Annotated in this window: 20 protein-coding genes; 12 read left to right on the top strand and 8 right to left on the bottom strand. The window is 62.5% G+C overall.

What is annotated here, in order from left to right:
- The first annotated feature begins 71 nt into the window (after positions 1 to 71).
- On the top strand, positions 72 to 395 hold the full coding sequence (locus tag BUC40_RS04680; protein ID WP_073263070.1) for a DUF3392 domain-containing protein: 324 nt from the start codon (positions 72 to 74) through the stop codon (positions 393 to 395).
- A 6-nt stretch (positions 396 to 401) separates the two neighbouring features.
- Here BUC40_RS04680 and BUC40_RS23090 read toward each other — a convergent pair whose 3' ends face one another.
- The 4 genes from BUC40_RS23090 to rph all read right to left on the bottom strand — a co-directional run bounded on the left by BUC40_RS23090 (position 402) and on the right by rph (position 2653).
- A complete protein-coding gene (locus BUC40_RS23090) occupies positions 402 to 1040 on the bottom strand; it encodes a hypothetical protein (protein ID WP_244160599.1) in 639 nt (212 codons plus the stop codon).
- Between the two features lie 39 nt (positions 1041 to 1079).
- On the bottom strand, positions 1080 to 1400 hold the full coding sequence (locus BUC40_RS23095; protein WP_244160600.1) for a hypothetical protein: 321 nt from the start codon (positions 1398 to 1400) through the stop codon (positions 1080 to 1082).
- Positions 1401 to 1532: 132 nt separating this feature from the next.
- Positions 1533 to 1904, bottom strand: a complete 372-nt coding sequence (locus BUC40_RS04690; protein ID WP_073263072.1) for a DUF4870 domain-containing protein — start codon at positions 1902 to 1904, stop codon at positions 1533 to 1535.
- A gap of 26 nt (positions 1905 to 1930) precedes the next feature.
- On the bottom strand, positions 1931 to 2653 hold the full coding sequence (gene rph / locus BUC40_RS04695; protein ID WP_073263074.1) for a ribonuclease PH: 723 nt from the start codon (positions 2651 to 2653) through the stop codon (positions 1931 to 1933).
- 161 nt (positions 2654 to 2814) lie between these two features.
- Here rph and BUC40_RS04700 point away from each other — a divergent pair, with 161 nt between their 5' ends.
- The 5 genes from BUC40_RS04700 (at position 2815) to BUC40_RS04720 (ending at position 7520) form a co-directional block, all read left to right on the top strand.
- The gene (locus BUC40_RS04700) at positions 2815 to 3678 is read left to right on the top strand and encodes a YicC/YloC family endoribonuclease (RefSeq protein ID WP_073263076.1); all 864 of its coding nucleotides are present in this window, start codon (positions 2815 to 2817) and stop codon (positions 3676 to 3678) included.
- A 55-nt stretch (positions 3679 to 3733) separates the two neighbouring features.
- On the top strand, positions 3734 to 4354 hold the full coding sequence (gene gmk, locus BUC40_RS04705) for a guanylate kinase (RefSeq protein ID WP_073263078.1): 621 nt from the start codon (positions 3734 to 3736) through the stop codon (positions 4352 to 4354).
- Positions 4355 to 4532: 178 nt separating this feature from the next.
- Positions 4533 to 4796, top strand: coding sequence for a DNA-directed RNA polymerase subunit omega (gene rpoZ, locus BUC40_RS04710; protein ID WP_013789418.1), 264 nt, complete (start codon positions 4533 to 4535; stop codon positions 4794 to 4796).
- A gap of 60 nt (positions 4797 to 4856) precedes the next feature.
- On the top strand, positions 4857 to 6965 hold the full coding sequence (gene spoT, locus BUC40_RS04715; RefSeq protein WP_073263080.1) for a bifunctional GTP diphosphokinase/guanosine-3',5'-bis pyrophosphate 3'-pyrophosphohydrolase: 2109 nt from the start codon (positions 4857 to 4859) through the stop codon (positions 6963 to 6965).
- Positions 6966 to 7139: 174 nt separating this feature from the next.
- Positions 7140 to 7520: a RidA family protein gene (locus BUC40_RS04720; protein WP_073263082.1), complete on the top strand. Its 381-nt coding sequence runs from the start codon at positions 7140 to 7142 to the stop codon at positions 7518 to 7520.
- 39 nt (positions 7521 to 7559) lie between these two features.
- On the opposite strand, the gene BUC40_RS04725 is transcribed toward BUC40_RS04720, so the two are convergent.
- Complete coding sequence (locus BUC40_RS04725; protein ID WP_073263084.1) at positions 7560 to 8417, bottom strand: SDR family oxidoreductase; 858 nt, start codon at positions 8415 to 8417, stop codon at positions 7560 to 7562.
- Between the two features lie 167 nt (positions 8418 to 8584).
- On the opposite strand from BUC40_RS04725, the gene exbB reads away from it, so the two are divergent.
- The 6 genes from exbB (at position 8585) to BUC40_RS04755 (ending at position 15603) form a co-directional block, all read left to right on the top strand.
- Positions 8585 to 9718 carry a tonB-system energizer ExbB gene (gene exbB, locus BUC40_RS04730; RefSeq protein ID WP_073263086.1) on the top strand — a complete coding sequence of 378 codons (1134 nt, stop codon included), beginning with the start codon at positions 8585 to 8587 and terminating at the stop codon, positions 9716 to 9718.
- A gap of 4 nt (positions 9719 to 9722) precedes the next feature.
- A complete protein-coding gene (gene exbD / locus BUC40_RS04735; protein WP_073263088.1) occupies positions 9723 to 10151 on the top strand; it encodes a TonB system transport protein ExbD in 429 nt (142 codons plus the stop codon).
- On the top strand, positions 10148 to 10891 hold the full coding sequence (locus BUC40_RS04740; protein WP_073263090.1) for an energy transducer TonB: 744 nt from the start codon (positions 10148 to 10150) through the stop codon (positions 10889 to 10891). The genes exbD and BUC40_RS04740 overlap by 4 nt, the downstream gene beginning before the upstream one ends.
- Positions 10892 to 11096: 205 nt before the next feature.
- Entirely contained in the window at positions 11097 to 12020 is a 924-nt protein-coding gene (locus BUC40_RS04745) for a hydrogen peroxide-inducible genes activator (RefSeq protein ID WP_073263091.1), read from the top strand.
- An 8-nt stretch (positions 12021 to 12028) separates the two neighbouring features.
- Positions 12029 to 14104, top strand: coding sequence for an ATP-dependent DNA helicase RecG (recG, locus tag BUC40_RS04750; protein WP_073263093.1), 2076 nt, complete (start codon positions 12029 to 12031; stop codon positions 14102 to 14104).
- Between the two features lie 95 nt (positions 14105 to 14199).
- Positions 14200 to 15603, top strand: coding sequence for an aminoacyl-tRNA deacylase and HDOD domain-containing protein (locus BUC40_RS04755; protein ID WP_073263095.1), 1404 nt, complete (start codon positions 14200 to 14202; stop codon positions 15601 to 15603).
- 49 nt (positions 15604 to 15652) lie between these two features.
- Here the strand turns inward: BUC40_RS04755 and BUC40_RS04760 are convergent, their stop codons facing one another.
- The 3 genes from BUC40_RS04760 to BUC40_RS04770 form a co-directional block, all read right to left on the bottom strand.
- Entirely contained in the window at positions 15653 to 16042 is a 390-nt protein-coding gene (locus tag BUC40_RS04760) for a helicase (RefSeq protein ID WP_073263097.1), read from the bottom strand.
- A 376-nt stretch (positions 16043 to 16418) separates the two neighbouring features.
- Positions 16419 to 16691: an HU family DNA-binding protein gene (locus tag BUC40_RS04765; protein WP_073263100.1), complete on the bottom strand. Its 273-nt coding sequence runs from the start codon at positions 16689 to 16691 to the stop codon at positions 16419 to 16421.
- Between the two features lie 169 nt (positions 16692 to 16860).
- Positions 16861 to 18009: an FAD-dependent oxidoreductase gene (locus BUC40_RS04770; protein WP_073263102.1), complete on the bottom strand. Its 1149-nt coding sequence runs from the start codon at positions 18007 to 18009 to the stop codon at positions 16861 to 16863.

Below are 18009 nucleotides of genomic sequence, written 5' to 3' on the forward strand. Positions count from 1 at the left end.
AGCCTGCGAACCAACGGCGCGCCGGATGATCCGAGGCAGCAGGATTCAATCGTCATGCCAGAGGAGCAACCATGGATTATGTGCTGGACTTGATCGCCACCGTGTCACGCTGGAGCCGTGGCCATCTCAGCGAGATTTCCCTGGGCCTGATGGCCACTCTGCTGGTGCTGTTCGGGCCGGCGATCAACGCCTGGATACAAGGCCGCATCGGCGGCCTCAACTTCGTACTGCGTACCCTGATCTTCGTGGCGGTCTGCGTGGTCGGCTATGGCCTGGCGCTGGTCTACCTGACGCCGCTGCTGACCCAGTTGCTGGGCCACTTCAACAACTACACCCTGGCGCCGGTGCTGCTGGTGGTGATGTTCCTGATCGGTGTGCTGGCAGATCGTAGCTGAGCCGGCTCAGGGCGCGATCTTGAGCCAGTCGATCACGCCCACGTCCCCATTGCGGTGGGTGCCCAGCACTTCACCGCCGGCAGTCTGCTCCACCGACAGGTCGGCTTCGAGGGGCTTGCCGTCGCGCTGATCGACCGCGGGAGCCTCGGCAATCGGGCTGAATAGCAGATTGCCCTGAAACGCGCGAACCCGAGTACCCGCCGGGTAATGCATGCTGCCCAGCAGCAAGGGCTCCACAAGCTCGCCCTGCCAATCCTGCAGCTCGCCATAGGGAGCATCGAGCCACAGGTTCCATAGGCGCAGGTTCAGGCCCTGAAAACGCACGGGTGCATCGCCAGGCTCCAGTTGCCAGCGACCATTTTCCACGGTGTGCACGGCCATCGGTTGCACCCAGGTAACGCCAGCCACCTCACTGCCAGGCGCCAGCGTGCAGCTATCCAGCTGCCACGCCTTGAGGTTGAAGCGCTCGCCAGATGGATATCGAAAGGTAACAGCGGCCTCTGCCGAGCAAAGCCAACCATCCAGCCGCGCCGCCTCGACCAGCTTCGCTTCGCCGGTCAGGTCGCTCAGTTCAAGGCTGCGCACCGCGGCGCCATGCACCACAGCAGGCTCGCCATCGAATTGCGCTTGCTGCAGGCTCTGCAAGCCGCTCGGCAGGGTGTCACCACTGAGATTCTTGACCGGCTACAGGCGCTCGATGTGTACCTGCGTGCCAGCAGGAAGCACCAAATCACCAAGCACCTGCTCGGAGTCAAGACGCGGATTGAGTGCGCGCTGGTCGAGCCAATGATTGAACTGCCAGCGCACGAATTCGAGGGTCGGCAGGCTGCCCGCAGCGAGAAAAACGCCAAGCAACCCGAACCACCAGCCGCGCGCGAAGATAAAGCGCCTGGCACGCTGATTGAGCAATGCGACGATCAAGCCGGCCAACGCCGCGGCGCAAATCACCGAGACCAGCAAGAACAATGATCCGAGCATCATGGCCAGAGGGTTGATGGGGATCATGTGACATCCTTGTAGCGCAGTGGGCCAATTTCGCAGCAGAGCTTAAAAGTCGCCCGACAACGAATCAACACTTGGTTACATATCAACAATAAAGCCAGCATTGCGCTGGCTTTTTCATCGATCAGGTGACGATCATTTGATCAATCGCAAGCAGAACGGATAGCGATAATGCTTGCCCTCGCCTGCCTTGATTCCACCAATGATGGTCAGCACCACCGTACCGATGCACAGCAGGCCCATCAGCAGAAAGCCGATCAATACCAGCATCAGCAGCAGACAAACGATGCCGGCAATGGCCACGGTCAACTGGAAGTTGAGCGCCTCCTTGCCCTGCTCATCGATAAAGCCGTGCTGATCCTTCTTGACCTGCCAAACCACCAGCGGGCCGATCAGGTTGCCGAAGGGAAAGACGAAGCCGAGAGCAGCCGCGAAGTGACAGATCATCGCCCACTGCCGCGCTTCCCTGTCGGGCTCGGCGGGGCCTACAGCGTCATGCTCATCCATCACGGCTCTCCTCGGTCAGCGGCCGATCATTCGGCCAATGCGGCTTGCTGCAGAGCGAACAGCTCGCTCATGCCCTGTTGCGCCAGAGCCAGCATGGCATTCAGTTCGGCAGGCTGGAACGGTGCGCCTTCGGCGGTGCCCTGCACTTCGATGAAGCCGCCGGTGCTGGTCATCACCACGTTGAGGTCGGTCTCGGCGGCCGAGTCTTCCAGGTAATCCAGGTCGAGCACCGGCTCGCCCTGGTAGATACCGACGGAAACGGCAGCGATCATCTGCTTAAGCGGGTCACCACCTTTCAGGCCGCCACGCTTCTTCATCACTTTCAGGGCATCGACCAGCGCGACCATGGCGCCAGTGATCGACGCAGTGCGGGTACCGCCGTCGGCCTGGATCACGTCGCAATCGACGTACAGGGTGTTCTCGCCCAGCTTGCTCATGTCCAGCGCGGCGCGCAGGGAGCGGCCGATCAGGCGCTGGATTTCTAGGGTACGGCCGCCCTGCTTGCCTTTGCTGGCTTCACGCTGGTTACGGTCGCCAGTGGCGCGCGGCAGCATGCCGTACTCGGCAGTCACCCAGCCCTGCCCCTGGCCTTTCAGAAAGCGCGGTACGCCCTGCTCGACGCTGACGGTGCAAATCACCTTGGTATCGCCGAACTCCACCAGCACCGAACCTTCGGCATGCTTGGTGTAGTTGCGGGTGATGCGGATCGAACGCAACTGATCGGCGGCGCGGCCACTAGGACGTTTCATCAAAATACCTGCTCTCAAGTAGAATCTGCCGCGCATTATAGGGGCTGTTGCCTCCGGGCCGCGACCGCGCCCGTCTGATGCCCCCTCCCCGCGATTGGGAGCCACCGCTTCACTGCGCTACAATCGCCGCCTTTGCCCCATCGCAAACCGAGGTACGCCGCATGATCCACAGCATGACAGCCTTCGCCCGCACCGAGCAGGCAGGTGCCAACGGCACCCTGAGCTGGGAGCTGCGCTCGGTCAACCACCGCTACCTCGAACCTCACCTGCGCTTGCCGGAAGCCTTTCGTGACCTCGAAGGCGCGGTTCGCGAGGCGCTGCGCCAGGGTTTATCGCGCGGCAAGGTGGAATGCACCCTGCGCTTTACCGAGGAGAGCACCGGCAAGCCACTGCAGGTTGATCGCGAGCGCGCCACCCAACTGATTGCCGCCGCCGAGGGCGTCGCCGCGCTGATCAAGCAACCCGCGCCGCTGAACCCCCTGGAAGTGCTCGGCTGGCCCGGCGTGCTGGTGGCCGATAGCAGCGATCCACAAGCACTGAACAAAGCGGCGCTGGAGCTGTTCGGCAGTGCGCTCGACGAGCTGAAAAATGGCCGCGGCCGCGAAGGCGCAGAACTGGCCAAGCTGCTTAACGAGCGCCTCGACAGCATGCTCGGCGAAGTCGCCGCCCTGCGTGAACTGGTGCCACAGATGCTCGAAGCGCAGCGCCAAAAAATTCTCGAACGCTGCCGCGAGATGCAGGCCGAACTCGACCCACAGCGCCTGGAGCAGGAACTGGTGATGCTCGCGCAGAAGAGCGATGTGGCCGAAGAGCTGGATCGCCTCAGCACCCACGTCACCGAAGTACGCCGCGTGCTGAAAGCCGGCGGCGCGGCAGGCCGGCGCCTGGATTTTCTGATGCAGGAACTCAACCGCGAAGCCAACACCCTCGGCTCCAAGGCGTTCGACCCGCGCAGCACGCAGGCAGCGGTCAACCTTAAAGTGCTGATCGAGCAAATGCGCGAGCAGGTGCAGAACATCGAATAATTCACGCCCGGCATTGGCTGCGCGTCTTCCGAATTAAATCTTTCAGGACAGATCCATGAGCATCACCAGCGGCACGCTGTACATCATTTCCGCCCCCTCGGGCGCGGGCAAAAGTAGCCTGGTGAACGCGCTGATCGACAGCGAGCCGCACATTCGCGTGTCGGTGTCGCATACCACCCGCGCCATGCGCCCAGGTGAAGTCGACGGCGTGCACTACCACTTCGTGGATCACGCACAGTTCACCACCATGCTTGAGCAGGGTGAATTCCTCGAGCACGCTCAGGTATTCGACAATTTCTACGGCACCTCACAGCGCGCACTGGAAAAGACCCTGGCCGAGGGCATCGACCTGATCCTGGAGATCGACTGGCAAGGCGCCCAGCAGGTGCGCAAGTTGATGCCCCAAGCGAAATCGATCTTCATCCTGCCGCCGACCCGCGAGGCGCTTCGCCACCGCCTGACCAATCGCGGCCAGGACAGCGGCGAGATCATCGAACGCCGCATGCGCGACGCCGTCAGCGAGATGAGCCACTACGTCGAATACGACTATCTGGTGATCAACGACGATTTCGGCCATGCACTCAGCGACCTGAAGGCGGTGTTTCGCGCCAACCAGCTGCTGCAGACCGCCCAACATCAGCGCCATGCCGGCCTGTTGAGCGAGCTTCTGGCCTGAAGCAAAGCGGACGGGCGGTGCAAAACCGCCCATCCAGGCGGCAAAAATCCCGTCCGGCGCCGCGAACTTGCGCCTCTCAGCTACTTTCGCTTCCCTTAATGCTGGCGTTTTTCTAGACTATTCAGTCCGCTCGCCCATTCGGGCCCAGCTAATTTTTGCATTCGCTACGAGGAACACCATGGCTCGCGTTACCGTTGAAGACTGCCTGGACAACGTCGATAACCGCTTCGAGCTGGTCATGCTTGCCACCAAGCGCGCTCGTCAAATCGCCACTGGCGGCAAAGAGCCGAAAGTAGCGTGGGAAAACGACAAGCCGACCGTAGTCGCCCTGCGCGAAATCGCCAGTGGCCTGGTTGACGCCGAAATCGTCGCCCAAGAAGACATCATCGAAGAAGAACCGCTGTTCGCAGCCTTCGAGGAAGAGGCGAACGAGCCTCTGTAAGCCTATGCCGGGTCGAAAGCGTACGTCGCAGGTGCACAAGACGCGGCATGGGAGCCTCCCATGCCGAGCATAGACGCCCTCGCCGATAGGCTTTCGAATTACCTGGGCGACGAGCAGGTCAACCTGGTTCGTCGCGCTTACTTCTACGCCGAACAGGCGCACGACGGGCAACGCCGCCGAAGTGGCGAAGCCTACGTGACCCATCCGCTGGCCGTCGCCAGCATTCTCGCCGACATGCACATGGATCATCAGAGCCTGATGGCCGCCATGCTGCATGACGTGATCGAAGACACCGGCATCGCCAAGGAAGCCCTGCACGCGCAGTTTGGCGAATCCGTGGCGGAGCTGGTAGACGGGGTCAGCAAGCTGACCCAGATGAACTTCGAGACCAAGGCAGAGGCGCAGGCCGAGAACTTTCAGAAAATGGCCATGGCCATGGCGCGCGACATTCGCGTGATCCTGGTCAAGCTGGCCGACCGCCTGCACAACATGCGCACCCTGGAAGTGCTGTCGGGCGAGAAACGTCGGCGCATCGCCAAGGAAACCCTGGAAATCTACGCCCCCATCGCCAACCGGCTGGGCATGCACAGCATGCGCGTGGAATTCGAAGACCTCGGTTTCAAGGCCATGCACCCGATGCGCTCCGAGCGCATTCGCGCCGCGGTGCGCCGCGCGCGGGGCAACCGCAAGGAAATCGTCACCCGCATCGAAGAATCGCTGCTGCATTGTCTCGAGCGCGAAGGCCTGAGCGGTGAAGTGGTGGGCCGCGAGAAGCACCTTTACAGCATCTACCAGAAGATGCGCGGCAAACGCCGGGCCTTCAATGAGATCATGGATGTCTACGCCTTCCGCATCGTGGTCGACAAAGTCGACACCTGCTATCGCGTGCTGGGCGCCGTGCACAATCTCTACAAGCCACTGCCGGGGCGCTTCAAGGATTACATCGCGATCCCCAAGGCCAACGGCTATCAGTCGCTGCACACCACACTGTTCGGCATGCATGGCGTACCCATCGAGATCCAGATTCGCACCCGCGAAATGGAAGAGATGGCCAACAACGGCATCGCCGCGCACTGGCTGTACAAATCCAACGAAGATGAAACGCCAAAGGGCAACCACGCCCGCGCGCGCCAGTGGGTCAAGGGCGTGCTGGAAATGCAGCAACGCGCCGGCAACTCCCTTGAATTCATCGAGAGCGTGAAAATCGACCTGTTCCCGGACGAGGTCTACGTGTTCACGCCCAAGGGCCGCATCATGGAGCTGCCTAAAGGCTCCACGGCGGTGGACTTCGCCTATGCGGTGCATACCGACGTCGGCAATACCTGCATCGCCTGCCGCATCAACCGCCGCCTGGCACCGCTGTCGCAGGCGCTGGAAAGCGGCTCCACGGTGGAAATCGTCAGCGCTCCGGGTGCTCGCCCCAACCCGGCCTGGCTGAACTTCGTGGTCACCGGCAAGGCGCGCACGCACATTCGCCATGCGCTGAAGCTGCAGCGCCGCTCGGAGTCGGTGAACCTCGGCGAGCGCCTGCTCAACAAGGTGCTGGCCAGCTTCGAGACCCATCTCGACAAAGTCCCTGCCGAGCGTCAGCTGGCCGTGCTCAACGAATACCGGATGGAAACCTTCGACGACCTGCTCGAAGACATCGGCCTGGGCAACCGCATGGCCTATGTGGTCGCCCGTCGCCTGCTGGCCAGTGACGGCGAAGAACTCCCCAACACCGAAGGCCCGCTGGCGATTCGCGGCACCGAAGGCCTGGTGCTCAACTACGCCAAGTGCTGCACGCCGATACCTGGCGACCCGATCGTTGGCTATCTCTCGGCGGGCAAAGGCATGGTGGTGCACATGGACACCTGCCGGAACATCAGCGAAGTGCGCCACAACCCCGAGAAATGCATCCAGCTGGCCTGGGCCAAGGATGTCACGGGCGAATTCAACGTCGAACTGCGCGTCGAGCTGGAACACCAGCGCGGCCTGATCGCATTGCTGGCCGGCAGCGTCAACGCCGCCGACGGCAACATCGAGAAGATCAGCATGGACGAGCGCGACGGCCGCGTCAGCGTGGTTCAGCTGGTGGTCAGCGTGCACGACCGCGTCCACCTGGCCCGCGTGATCAAGAAGCTGCGCACCCTGCCTGGCGTCATGCGCATCACCCGCATGAAGGCGTGATCTGTCACGCCCTGCGCTCTGAACCCCTCATAACAAGCAATGCGATACCTGGGAGCGTCACGGCTTATCCCAACGGCGCAACAGCGCTTATCGCGGCTTGAGGCAGAGAACGTCAGCCTGTAGCCTGCCTGCGTCCGTCTTGCAGCCTGAGGCTGCCCTATCAAGGAGTTCTCCATGAGCAAGAGCGTCATAACCAGCGACAAGGCCCCAGCCGCCATCGGCACCTATTCCCAAGCCATCAAGGCTGGCAATACCGTGTACCTGTCTGGACAGATCCCGCTGGATCCAAAAACCATGGAATTGGTTGAAGGCTTCGAAGCCCAGACCGTTCAGGTATTCGAGAACCTCAAGTCAGTTATCGAAGCAGCCGGCGGCTCGTTCAAGGACGTGGTCAAGCTGAACATCTTCCTCACCGACCTTTCCCACTTCGCCACCGTCAACGAAGTCATGGGCCGTTACTTCCAGCAGCCTTACCCGGCACGCGCCGCCATTGGCGTCGCCGCGCTGCCGAAGGGCGCGCAAGTGGAGATGGACGGCATTCTGGTCATCGGCTGATCAGCAGCACGCCCGGCGCAACGGCGCTGGGCGTGATCTTCAGTCTTTTCGCAGCACTGCCGCATAACCCTCGCGATAACTGGGGTATTGCGGCGACCAGCCCAAGGCACGCGCTCGCGCATTGCTGCAGCGCTTGCTACCGGAGCGGCGCACTGCCGAATCCTCAGCCCAATGCTCGACACCGAGCTGCTGACGCAGCCAGCCGACCACCTCATGCAACGGCGCCGGCTCGTCATCCACACCGATATAGCAATCATCCAACGCTTTTCCCGCCAGGTCGGCCTGCAGCAGAAACACCAGCAAGCAGGCCGCATCATCGGCATGAATCCGATTGCCATATAGCGGCGGCTCGACCGCAACGCGATAGCCCATGCGCACCTGTTTGAGCAGCCATTCGCGCCCTGGCCCATAGATGCCCGTCAGGCGCACAACGGTGGCCTGTACGTCGCTCGCCAAGGCCACCTGCTCGGCCTCGCGCATGATCCGCCCGGAATAGCTCTGCGCCTCGGCCGGCGAAGCCTCATCGACCCAGGCACCGTCGACCTGGGCGTATACGCCACTGCTGGACACGAACAACAAACGCTTCGGCCGCTGCCCGCGTGCCTGCAGCCAGCTCAACACATGGCGCAGCCCATCGACATAGGCACGCCGGTAACCCGGTTCGTCATGCTCGGTGGCAGCGGCGCTGTACACCAGGTAATCCAGCTCGCCCTGAGGCCACTGGGCTGGGCAATCCGACTGATGCAGATCACCGGCCACCGGCACGATGCCCTCAGGCAGCTCGGATACGCTGCGGCGCATGCCATATACCTGCCAGCCGGCATCGCGCAGACGCGCGGCCAGCCGCCCACCCACATCACCACAACCGGCGATCAGCACGCTCGCACCCTTACTCATCCGATCCCCTCTCAAGCTATAAGGCGCTCATAAGGCACCCATGAACGTAATAAAGTTACACCAAAGCTTTCACGAACAAGAATTACTTGCAATAATGCTTAGCCTTTTTTTCCGCGCCGGCTAGCCGCTCGCGCAGGTCACCGTCCCCAAACTTAGGTCCGGCAAGCATGAACTCTAACGCCCATAGCGCCAAGCCAACCACCGTCGCCGCTCGGCCGCAACGCCTCGGCGCCTTCCTCGCCCTGCTGCTCAGCCTGACACTGGCCCCGGCCGTGGGTTTTGCCGATCAGGCGGCTCCGGCACAACCTACGTCCAGCGCTCAGTCTGCTGCGAACGCGAGTGCTGAACAGTCCGCTACGTCATCAGATGCAGTACCAACCATGCCAGCCGTTGACCCACGCCTCGTGGACGAAATGCAGGCAAAGGTCGAGGCCCTCGGCCCGGACGCCTCTGCAGAACAGAGAAGGGAAGTGCGCGAGCAATTCCTGAACGCCAACGGTATTCCTCAGGAGATTCATCAGAACATTCTGGATTTGGCCGCTGCAGCCGATAGTGCGGATTTCGGAAACGCATCTGCCGCCGAAGCCGAAGCGGTGTTCCACGACCTGTCGCCATGGGGCATGTACCAAGGCGCTGATGTGGTGGTGAAAAGCGTGATGATCGGCCTGGTACTGGCGTCGATCCTGACCTGGACCATCTGGATCGCCAAGACCATCGAGCTGGTCACCGCCCGCCGCCGTCTGCGCCGCGAAATCGTCGAGCTCAAAGGTGCCCGCACCCTGGTTCAGGCCAGTGATCAGGCCCGTGCCAAGCACAGTTTCAGCGAAATCCTTATCGAAGACGCCCGCGAAGAGCTGAAACTCTCGGCCTCTAGCCGCGAGAAGGAAGGCATCAAGGAACGCGTCAGCTTCCGCTTGGAGCGCCTGGTTGGCGCCTGTGGCCGCGATATGAGCAAGGGCACTGGCGTGCTCGCCACCATCGGCTCCACCGCGCCCTTCGTCGGCCTGTTCGGTACCGTGTGGGGCATCATGAACAGCTTCATCGGCATCGCCAAAACCCAGACCACCAACCTAGCCGTGGTCGCCCCCGGCATCGCCGAAGCCCTGCTGGCAACTGCACTGGGTCTGGTTGCGGCCATCCCGGCGGTGATCATCTACAACGCCTTCTCGCGCTCGATCAGTGCCTACAAAGCTCAGGTCGCCGACGCATCTGCCCAAGTGCTGCTGCTGGTCAGCCGTGATCTGGACATGCAGCCGGGCCACGAGCGTGCCCAGTCGCCTCACGTGGTCAAGGTAGGTTAAGGCCATGGGTCTTCATCTCAACGAAAACGGCGGCGACGATCTCCAGGAAAACCACGAGATCAACGTCACGCCCTTCATCGACGTGATGCTGGTGCTGCTGATCATCTTCATGGTCGCCGCTCCCCTGGCCACCGTCGACGTGAAGATCGACCTGCCCGCCTCCAGCGCCAAGCCGGCGCCGCGGCCGGACAAGCCGATCTACCTGAGCATCAAGGAAGACAAGAAGCTGTTTCTGGACAACGACGAGGTTCAGCCAGCCACGCTTGGCGCGGCGCTGGACAAGCTGACGAGCAATGACAAGGACAAGACCATCTTCGTACGCGGTGACAAAGGCGTCGAATATGGCGACTTGATGGAAGTCATGGACACCCTGCGCGGTACGGGTTATCTGAAGATCGGCCTGGTGGGCCTGGAGACGGTCGGCGCGCAATGAAGAAATCCAGCCGCACGTTCTCCTGGGGCGCCAGCCTGGTCATCGTGGTTGGGCTGCACGTCGGCCTGTTCTTCTGGGCGATGTACTGGCAGCCCCAGGCGACGCCCATCGAGCTGCCACCACCGGCGGCGATGATCGTCGAACTCGAGCCTTTGCCGCCAGCTGCGCCCAAGCCGGCACCGCCGCCGCCACCAGAAGTGATTCCGGAGGAGCCGGAGCCGCAGCCGAAAATCGCTGAAGCGCCGAAGCCGACGCTGGCGGTCACGCCGCCCAAGCCAAAGCCCAAACCCAAGCCGCCGAAGCCAAAACCGCCCGAGCCCAAGCCACCGGAGCCGCAGGAACAGCCACCGGAAGAGGCACCACCCGCGCCACCGGCCCTAGCCGAAGCCAAGCCTGTGGCACCCGAGCAAGCGCCGGTCAGCTCGCCGAGCAAGGCCGAGAAAACCTGGCAGGGCGAATTGCTGGCCCACTTGGCGAAGTACAAGAAGTATCCGGAAGACGCCCGTCGTCGTGGCCTCGAAGGATTGAACCGCCTGCGTTTCGTGGTTGATGCGGATGGCAAGGTGCTGTCGTACGAACTGGTGGGCAAATCCAGCAGCGCGTCGCTGGATCGGGCCACGCTACAGATGATCCGTCGTGCTCAGCCGCTGCCCAAGCCGCCAGCGGAAATGCTCAAGAATGGCAGCGTCGAGATCGTCGCGCCGTTCATCTATTCGCTGGAGCGCGGGCGCGGCCGCTGATGGCTTAACAGGCTGTTTTTAACGAAGCAGCGGCAACGCAGATAGTTTTCAACGGCTTGTTAAACATCCGCCCGGCTCAGTGCCGGGCGAATGCTTTCCGCCCGGGCCAACCCAACTTGTAATAGAGACGTAACAGAGCACTCTGAATGGTTGGTTCCATTGAAGACAGCGGCTATGCTTGGCGCCATCTCAATGGATAAAGACTATGACCCTCACCGAACTGCGCTACATCGTGACGCTCGCTCAGGAACAGCATTTCGGCCGTGCCGCGGAACGCTGCCACGTCAGCCAGCCCACGCTGTCAGTTGGGGTGAAGAAGCTCGAAGACGAGCTCGGTGTGCTGATTTTCGAACGCAGCAAGAGCGCAGTACGCCTCACACCGGTCGGTGAAGGCATCGTTACTCAAGCACAGAAGGTACTGGAGCAGGCCCAGGGCATTCGCGAACTGGCCCAGGCCGGCAAGAACCAGCTGGCAGCGCCGCTGAAGATCGGCGCCATCTACACCGTTGGCCCTTATCTGTTCCCGCATCTGATTCCGCAGCTGCACCGTGTGGCGACGCAGATGCCGCTGTATATCGAAGAAAACTTCACCCACGTGCTGCGCGACAAGCTGCGCACTGGTGAGCTGGACGCGATCATCGTCGCCCTGCCGTTCCAGGAAGCCGACGTGCTGACCCTGCCGCTGTATGACGAGCCGTTCTACGCGCTGCTGCCAACCGGGCACCCGTGGACCGAGATGAAGACAATCGACACCAAGCTGCTCAACGACAAGAGCTTGCTGCTGCTCGGTGAGGGTCACTGCTTCCGCGATCAGGTGCTGGAAGCCTGCCCCACCCTGCGCAAGGGCGAAGAACACGCCAAGCACACCACGGTGGAATCCAGCTCACTGGAAACCATCCGCCATATGGTCGCCTCAGGCCTGGGTGTGTCGATCCTGCCGTTCTCGGCGGTCGACAGCCACCACTACGCGCCCGGGGTGATCGAAGTGCGCCCGCTCAGCCCGCCTGCGCCGTTCCGCACCGTGGCCATCGCCTGGCGCGCCAGCTTCCCGCGGCCCAAAGCCATCGAAGTGCTGGCCGACTCCATTCGCCTGTGCTCGGTCGCCAAGCCACTGCCGCGTAACGCCTGAGGATCGCCATGAGCGAGCTGTCGACGGTTTCCGTTACCGACCTCAAAGGCGTCGGCGCGGCCCTGGCGGAAAAGCTCGCCAAGGTCGGCCTGGAAACCCTGCAGGACATCCTGTTTCATCTGCCCCTGCGCTATCAAGATCGCACCCGCATCGTGCCCATCGGTGCGTTGCGGCCCGGCCAGGATGCCGTGGTAGAGGGCACCGTTTCCGGCGCAGATGTGGTGATGGGCAAGCGCCGCAGCCTGCTGGTGCGCCTGAACGACGGCAGCGGCACGCTCAGCCTGCGCTTCTACCACTTCAGCAATGCCCAGAAAGAAGGCCTCAAGCGCGGCACCCAGGTGCGCTGCTACGGGGAGATCCGCCCTGGTTCGTCTGGCCTGGAAATCTATCATCCTGAATACCGCGCGCTGACCGGCGACGAGGCACCAGCCGTTGAGCAGACCCTCACGCCGATCTACCCGACTACCGAAGGCCTGACGCAACAGCGCCTGCGCCAGCTCAGCCAACAGGCTCTGGCCCGGCTCGGGCCGCACAGTCTGCCGGACTGGTTGCCTCGGGAATTGGCCAAGCAATACCAGCTGGCGCCGCTGGATCAGGCGATTCGCTACCTGCATCGTCCGCCGCCGGACGCCGATCTCGAAGAACTCGCCGAAGGCCGCCACTGGGCGCAACATCGCCTGGCCTTCGAAGAGTTGCTCACTCATCAGCTGTCGATGCAGCGACTGCGCGAAAGCGCGCGGGCCCAGCAGGCGCCTGCTTTGCCGGTCGCGCAGAAGCTGCCGCAGCAGTTTCTCGACAACCTCGGCTTCAAACCCACCGGCGCACAGCAACGGGTTGGCGCGGAAATCGCCTACGACCTGAGCCAGCACGAGCCGATGTTGCGCCTGGTACAGGGCGATGTTGGCGCGGGCAAAACGGTGGTTGCGGCCTTCGCAGCCTTGCAGGCCATCGAAGCGGGTTATCAGGTGGCGCTGATGGCGCCGACGGAAATCCTCGCCGAACAGCACTTTCTCAACTTCACCCGCTGGCTGCAGCCGCTGGGGCTGGAAACCGCCTGGCTGGCTGGCAAGCTCAAGGGCAAAGCGCGGGTTACTGCGCTGGAACAGATCGCCGCCGGCGCGCCAATGGTGGTCGGCACCCATGCGCTGTTTCAGGAAGAGGTGCGCTTTCGCAACCTGGCCCTGGCGATCATCGACGAGCAGCATCGCTTCGGCGTGCAGCAACGCCTGGCTCTACGCCAGAAAGGCGTGGGTGGCCGGCTCAGCCCGCATCAGTTGATCATGACCGCCACTCCCATCCCGCGTACCCTGGCGATGAGCGCCTATGCGGATCTGGATACCTCGATCCTCGATGAACTGCCGCCGGGCCGTACGCCGGTGAACACCGTGCTGGTGGCCGACAGCCGCCGCTTCGAGGTGGTCGAGCGGGTGCGTTCAGCCTGCAATGAAGGGCGCCAGGCCTATTGGGTCTGCACGCTGATCGAGGAATCCGAAGAGCTGACCTGCCAGGCCGCAGAAACCACTTACGAAGACTTGTCAGCCGCTTTGGTCGGCCAACGGGTCGGGCTGATTCACGGGCGCATGAAGCCCGCCGAAAAAGCAGCGGTAATGGATCAGTTCAAGCAGGGTCAATTGCAACTGCTGGTCGCCACCACGGTAATCGAAGTGGGCGTCGACGTGCCCAACGCCAGCCTGATGATCATCGAAAACCCCGAGCGCCTCGGCCTGGCCCAGTTGCACCAGCTACGCGGGCGGGTCGGCCGCGGTAGCGCGGCCAGCCACTGCGTGCTGCTCTACCACCCGCCGCTGTCGCAGATCGGCCGCGAGCGGCTGGGCATCATGCGTGAAACCTGTGACGGGTTCATCATTGCGGAAAAGGACCTGGAGCTGCGCGGCCCCGGGGAAATGCTCGGCACTCGACAAACCGGTCTGTTGCAGTTCAAGGTGGCTGATCTGATGCGGGACGCCGACCTGCTGCCGGCGGTGCGTGATGCAGCGCAGGCCTTGCTGGAACAATGGCCACAACATGTCAGCCCGCTACTGGAGCGCTGGCTGCGTCATGGTCAACAATATGGGCAAGTGTGAGCGAGACACAGGACGACGGTCGACCCACGAGGTTACGTTGTCAGTTTGCTGGTTATACTTGGGACGTTGCGGTCCCTTTGAAGACGGAACACGTCATGACTGAAGTAGCCATCGCCGACACCTCCCCCAAACCGCCTCACGTGATTCGTCAGTTGCTGGAGAAACTCGGCCTGACGTATCAGGTGCGCCACGAGACGCCTGGACTGCCGGCTGCCCAGCGCGTGCAGACGGTGCTGCTCGAAGATGCCGTGGGCGCGCTACTGGTGTTGTTTCCCCAGAATCAGTTGCTTGACCTCAACCGCCTGGCCGAACTGACCGGCCGCAAGCTGACGGCCGTCAAACCCGAGCGCCTTAACCGCATGCTGGCCAAGCATGATCTGGCCGTGCTGCCGGGCATCCCCGCGCTGACCAGTTCGCCGTGCCTCTATGATGAGCGTCTGCTCGAGGTGCCGAGCCTGTACATCCAGTCGGGCCAGCCCGGCGTATTGCTGGAGCTGGGCACCGAAGTGTTCAAGGGCCTGCTCGGCAAAGCCAGTGCGGCGCGCTTTGGCGAGCCAGCAAGCAAGGTACGCCCCAATTTCAACCGGCCTGATGACGACCGCAAGGAAATCAGCCAGGCGGTGCAAGCGTTCACCGCGCGTCGTATCCAGCAGCGCCTGGAAGAAACCATCGAGATTCCGCCGCTGCCAGAAACCGCGCAGAAGATCATCAAGCTGCGGGTCGACCCCAATGCCACGGTCGATGACATCACCGGCGTGGTGGAAACCGACCCGGCACTGGCCGCACAGGTAGTCAGCTGGGCGGCATCGCCCTACTACGCAGCACCCGGCAAGATTCGCTCGGTCGAAGACGCCATCGTTCGTGTGCTCGGCTTCGATCTGGTGGTCAACCTCGCGCTGGGCCTGGCCCTGGGCAAGACCCTCAGCCTGCCCAAGGATCAGCCGCAACAGTCCACGCCGTACTGGCAGCAGGCGATTTACACCGCCGCTGTCATCGAAGGCCTGACCCGCGCGATGCCGCGTGCGCAGCGCCCGGAAGCCGGGCTGACCTATCTGGCCGGCCTGCTGCACAACTTCGGCAACCTGGTGCTGGCCCATGTATTTCCGCCGCACTTCTCGCTGATCTGCCGGCACCTGGAGGTCAACCCGCACCTGCCGCACAGCTATATCGAGCAGCATCTGCTGGGTATCAGCCGTGAGCAGATCGGCTCCTGGCTGATGCGCTACTGGGACATGCCCGAGGAGCTGGCCGTTGCCCTGCGCTTCCAGCACGACCCGAGCTACAGCGGTAGCCACGCGACCTACCCGAACCTGGTCTACCTCGCAGTGAGCCTGCTCAATAACCGTGGCATCGGCACAGGGCCTGAGCGGGAAATTCCGCCGAGCCTGCTGGAAAATCTGGGTATCAGCCGCGACAAAGCCGAGGAAGCATTGAATAAGGTGCTTGCTGCGGAAGTCGCCTTGCGCGATCTCGCCTCGCAGTTCGGTTCACCGAGCTAATTCAATCGCCGTGGCCTGCCGGTGAAGGCGGGCCACAGAGCATCTGGCCTCAGGCCGCTTTCTTGTCTGCCGTGCGCTTGGGGCGCAGGTACTTGGTCAGGCCCTGGAACCAGATGACCAGTGCCGGATTGCCCTGAATCTCGATGTCCTTGTTCTGGATACCCTGCATGAACGCCAACTGCTTGTTCTTGGCAGTCAGCGTGGCATAGCCGTAGCCACCATCCTTGAAGCCGATGGCGAACGCCGGCTCGCCTGCCGTGCCGCGCTTGCTGGTGATGCGCTGGTTCTCGACGATGAAATGGCGGGCGACCTTGCCATCCAGGGTATGCAGCTGGAACACCAGATCGCGGCCTTCCAGTTGCTGGCGAAATGCCGGATTATCACGACTGGCCTTGGCCATCAGACGGCCCAGCATCCACAGAAGAAAACGAAATTTCATGGCATGGCCTGTTCGCTGAAGTAGGTAAGCCACGCATTGTAGCGGGCCACCAGAAGCCTGACAGCAGGCCTGGAGCAAGACATAGGGCGTGCTTGCTGAAGAGTAAAGGTCTGTTCCCGTTTCGTACACGGCCGCGCCGGAGCCAGTTTTTACGCGAGGCAAGGCACGAGATGCGAAGTTTGGTGGGCCAAATGAGCCATCGAGTAACGCCGCGTCGCGCAAAAACTGGCCCGGCCCTTCGGGTTGCGCGGGAAATGACCTCCGCTGTCGTTGCAGGACTTGGCAAGGGAACAACCATTCCCTGCGTCCTGCGCCTAACCGGAGGTCATTTCTCGCAGCAACGCGGCTCGCGTTGAACGGGAACAGACCCTAGGGCTCAGTTGACCGAGTCCTTTAGGGCTTTGCCTGGTTTGAAGGCAACGGTGTTGCTGGCCTTGATCTTTACGGGCTGCCCGGTTTGCGGGTTTTTCCCAGTACGTGCGCCGCGGTGGCGCTGCACGAAAGTGCCGAAGCCGACCAGGGTAACGCTGTCCTTGCGGTTCAGTGCCCCAGTGATTTCTTCGAGAACGGCGTTGAGTACACGATTAGCCTGATCTTTGGTCAGATCAGCTTTTTCCGCGATAGCGGCGGCGAGTTCCGGTTTACGCATGATTGCCTCATTTACGGTTTGTTGTTGTTGTGTTCCGCGCCCTGACGCCAACGCGCGCCGACAGCTCTACGCTGCGGCCAGGCCTGGGGAGAATGGCATGCTATGTGGGGCTCCGCCAGCCCTGCACTTAGCTAAAACCGGCATTTCTGTCGAGCAGGCGACAGATCGCTCACGCCAGCAGGGCCGGTAGCTGGCGGTTCAGTGCCAAGCGCTCTTGCACGGCCGTACCGGTCAGCGCATAGCCCAGCAGCGCACCGGAGGCGTCGTGACAAAGCGCACGGATATCGGCGCCGCTGCCTTCGACAGTCCAATGCCCTTGAGTTGCCCGTGGCGGAGGCGACACCACCAGCGGGCAGGCTGGGGTTTTCACGGTAACCGGCATGGGGCCGTAGGCCACCTCGCTCGGCGATCCGCTGAGGGTCTTGGCCAAGGATCGCGCGCAGGCCATCAACGGCATCAGGTACAGCAGGTTGAGACCGTCGACCTCGGCGCAATCGCCTAGGGCGTAGATATGTTCATGGGAGGTGCGCAGCAGACGGTCGACCACCACGCCACGATTCACCGCCAGACCAGCCGCCGCAGCAAGTTCGATGCGCGGGCGCAAGCCGACAGCGGAAATAACCGCATCGCAGACAATCGTCTGGCCGTCCGACAGATGCGCTTCGAGGCCCTCGCCAGCGTGCTGCAAGCGGCTCAGTACCGGGCCGAGGTGAAAGCGCACGCCCAACGTCTCAAGACCGCTTTTTACCGCTGCCGCGGCCTCGGCCGGCAGCAAAGCGGGCATCAGTTGCTCGCACGGCGCCACCAGGTCGACTCCATAGCCGCCCAGCGACAGGTCATTGGCAAACTCGCAACCAATCAGCCCGGCGCCGAGAATCAGCACCTTGCGCTTGCCCTCAACAGCTTGGCGCAAACGTGCATAGCCTTGCAGATCGTTGACGGTGAAGAGCTGGTCAGCAGCGTCGCCTTCGACCGGCACGTGGAGCACCTCGGCGCCCCAGGCCAACACCAGATCGCGATAGGCAACGGCCTCCTCACCGATCCACAGGCGGCGGTGGCCAGGGTCGATACCGGTAACGCGGGTATGCGTCCACACCCGGGCATTGAGCTGTTCGGCCATGGCGCCCGGCTCGGCCATGCACAGGCCGTCGGCATCCTTGTTCTTGCCGAAGCCGGTGGAGAGCATCGGTTTGGAGTACGAGCGCCCGTCATCTGCGGTGATCAGCAACAGCGGCGTCTCGCTGTCCAGCTTGCGAAACTCGCGGGCCAGGTTATAGCCGGCCAGGCCGGTGCCGATGATGACTACGGGATCACTCAT

This window comes from Phytopseudomonas punonensis, assembly GCF_900142655.1.
GTDB classification, from domain to species: domain Bacteria; phylum Pseudomonadota; class Gammaproteobacteria; order Pseudomonadales; family Pseudomonadaceae; genus Aquipseudomonas; species Aquipseudomonas punonensis.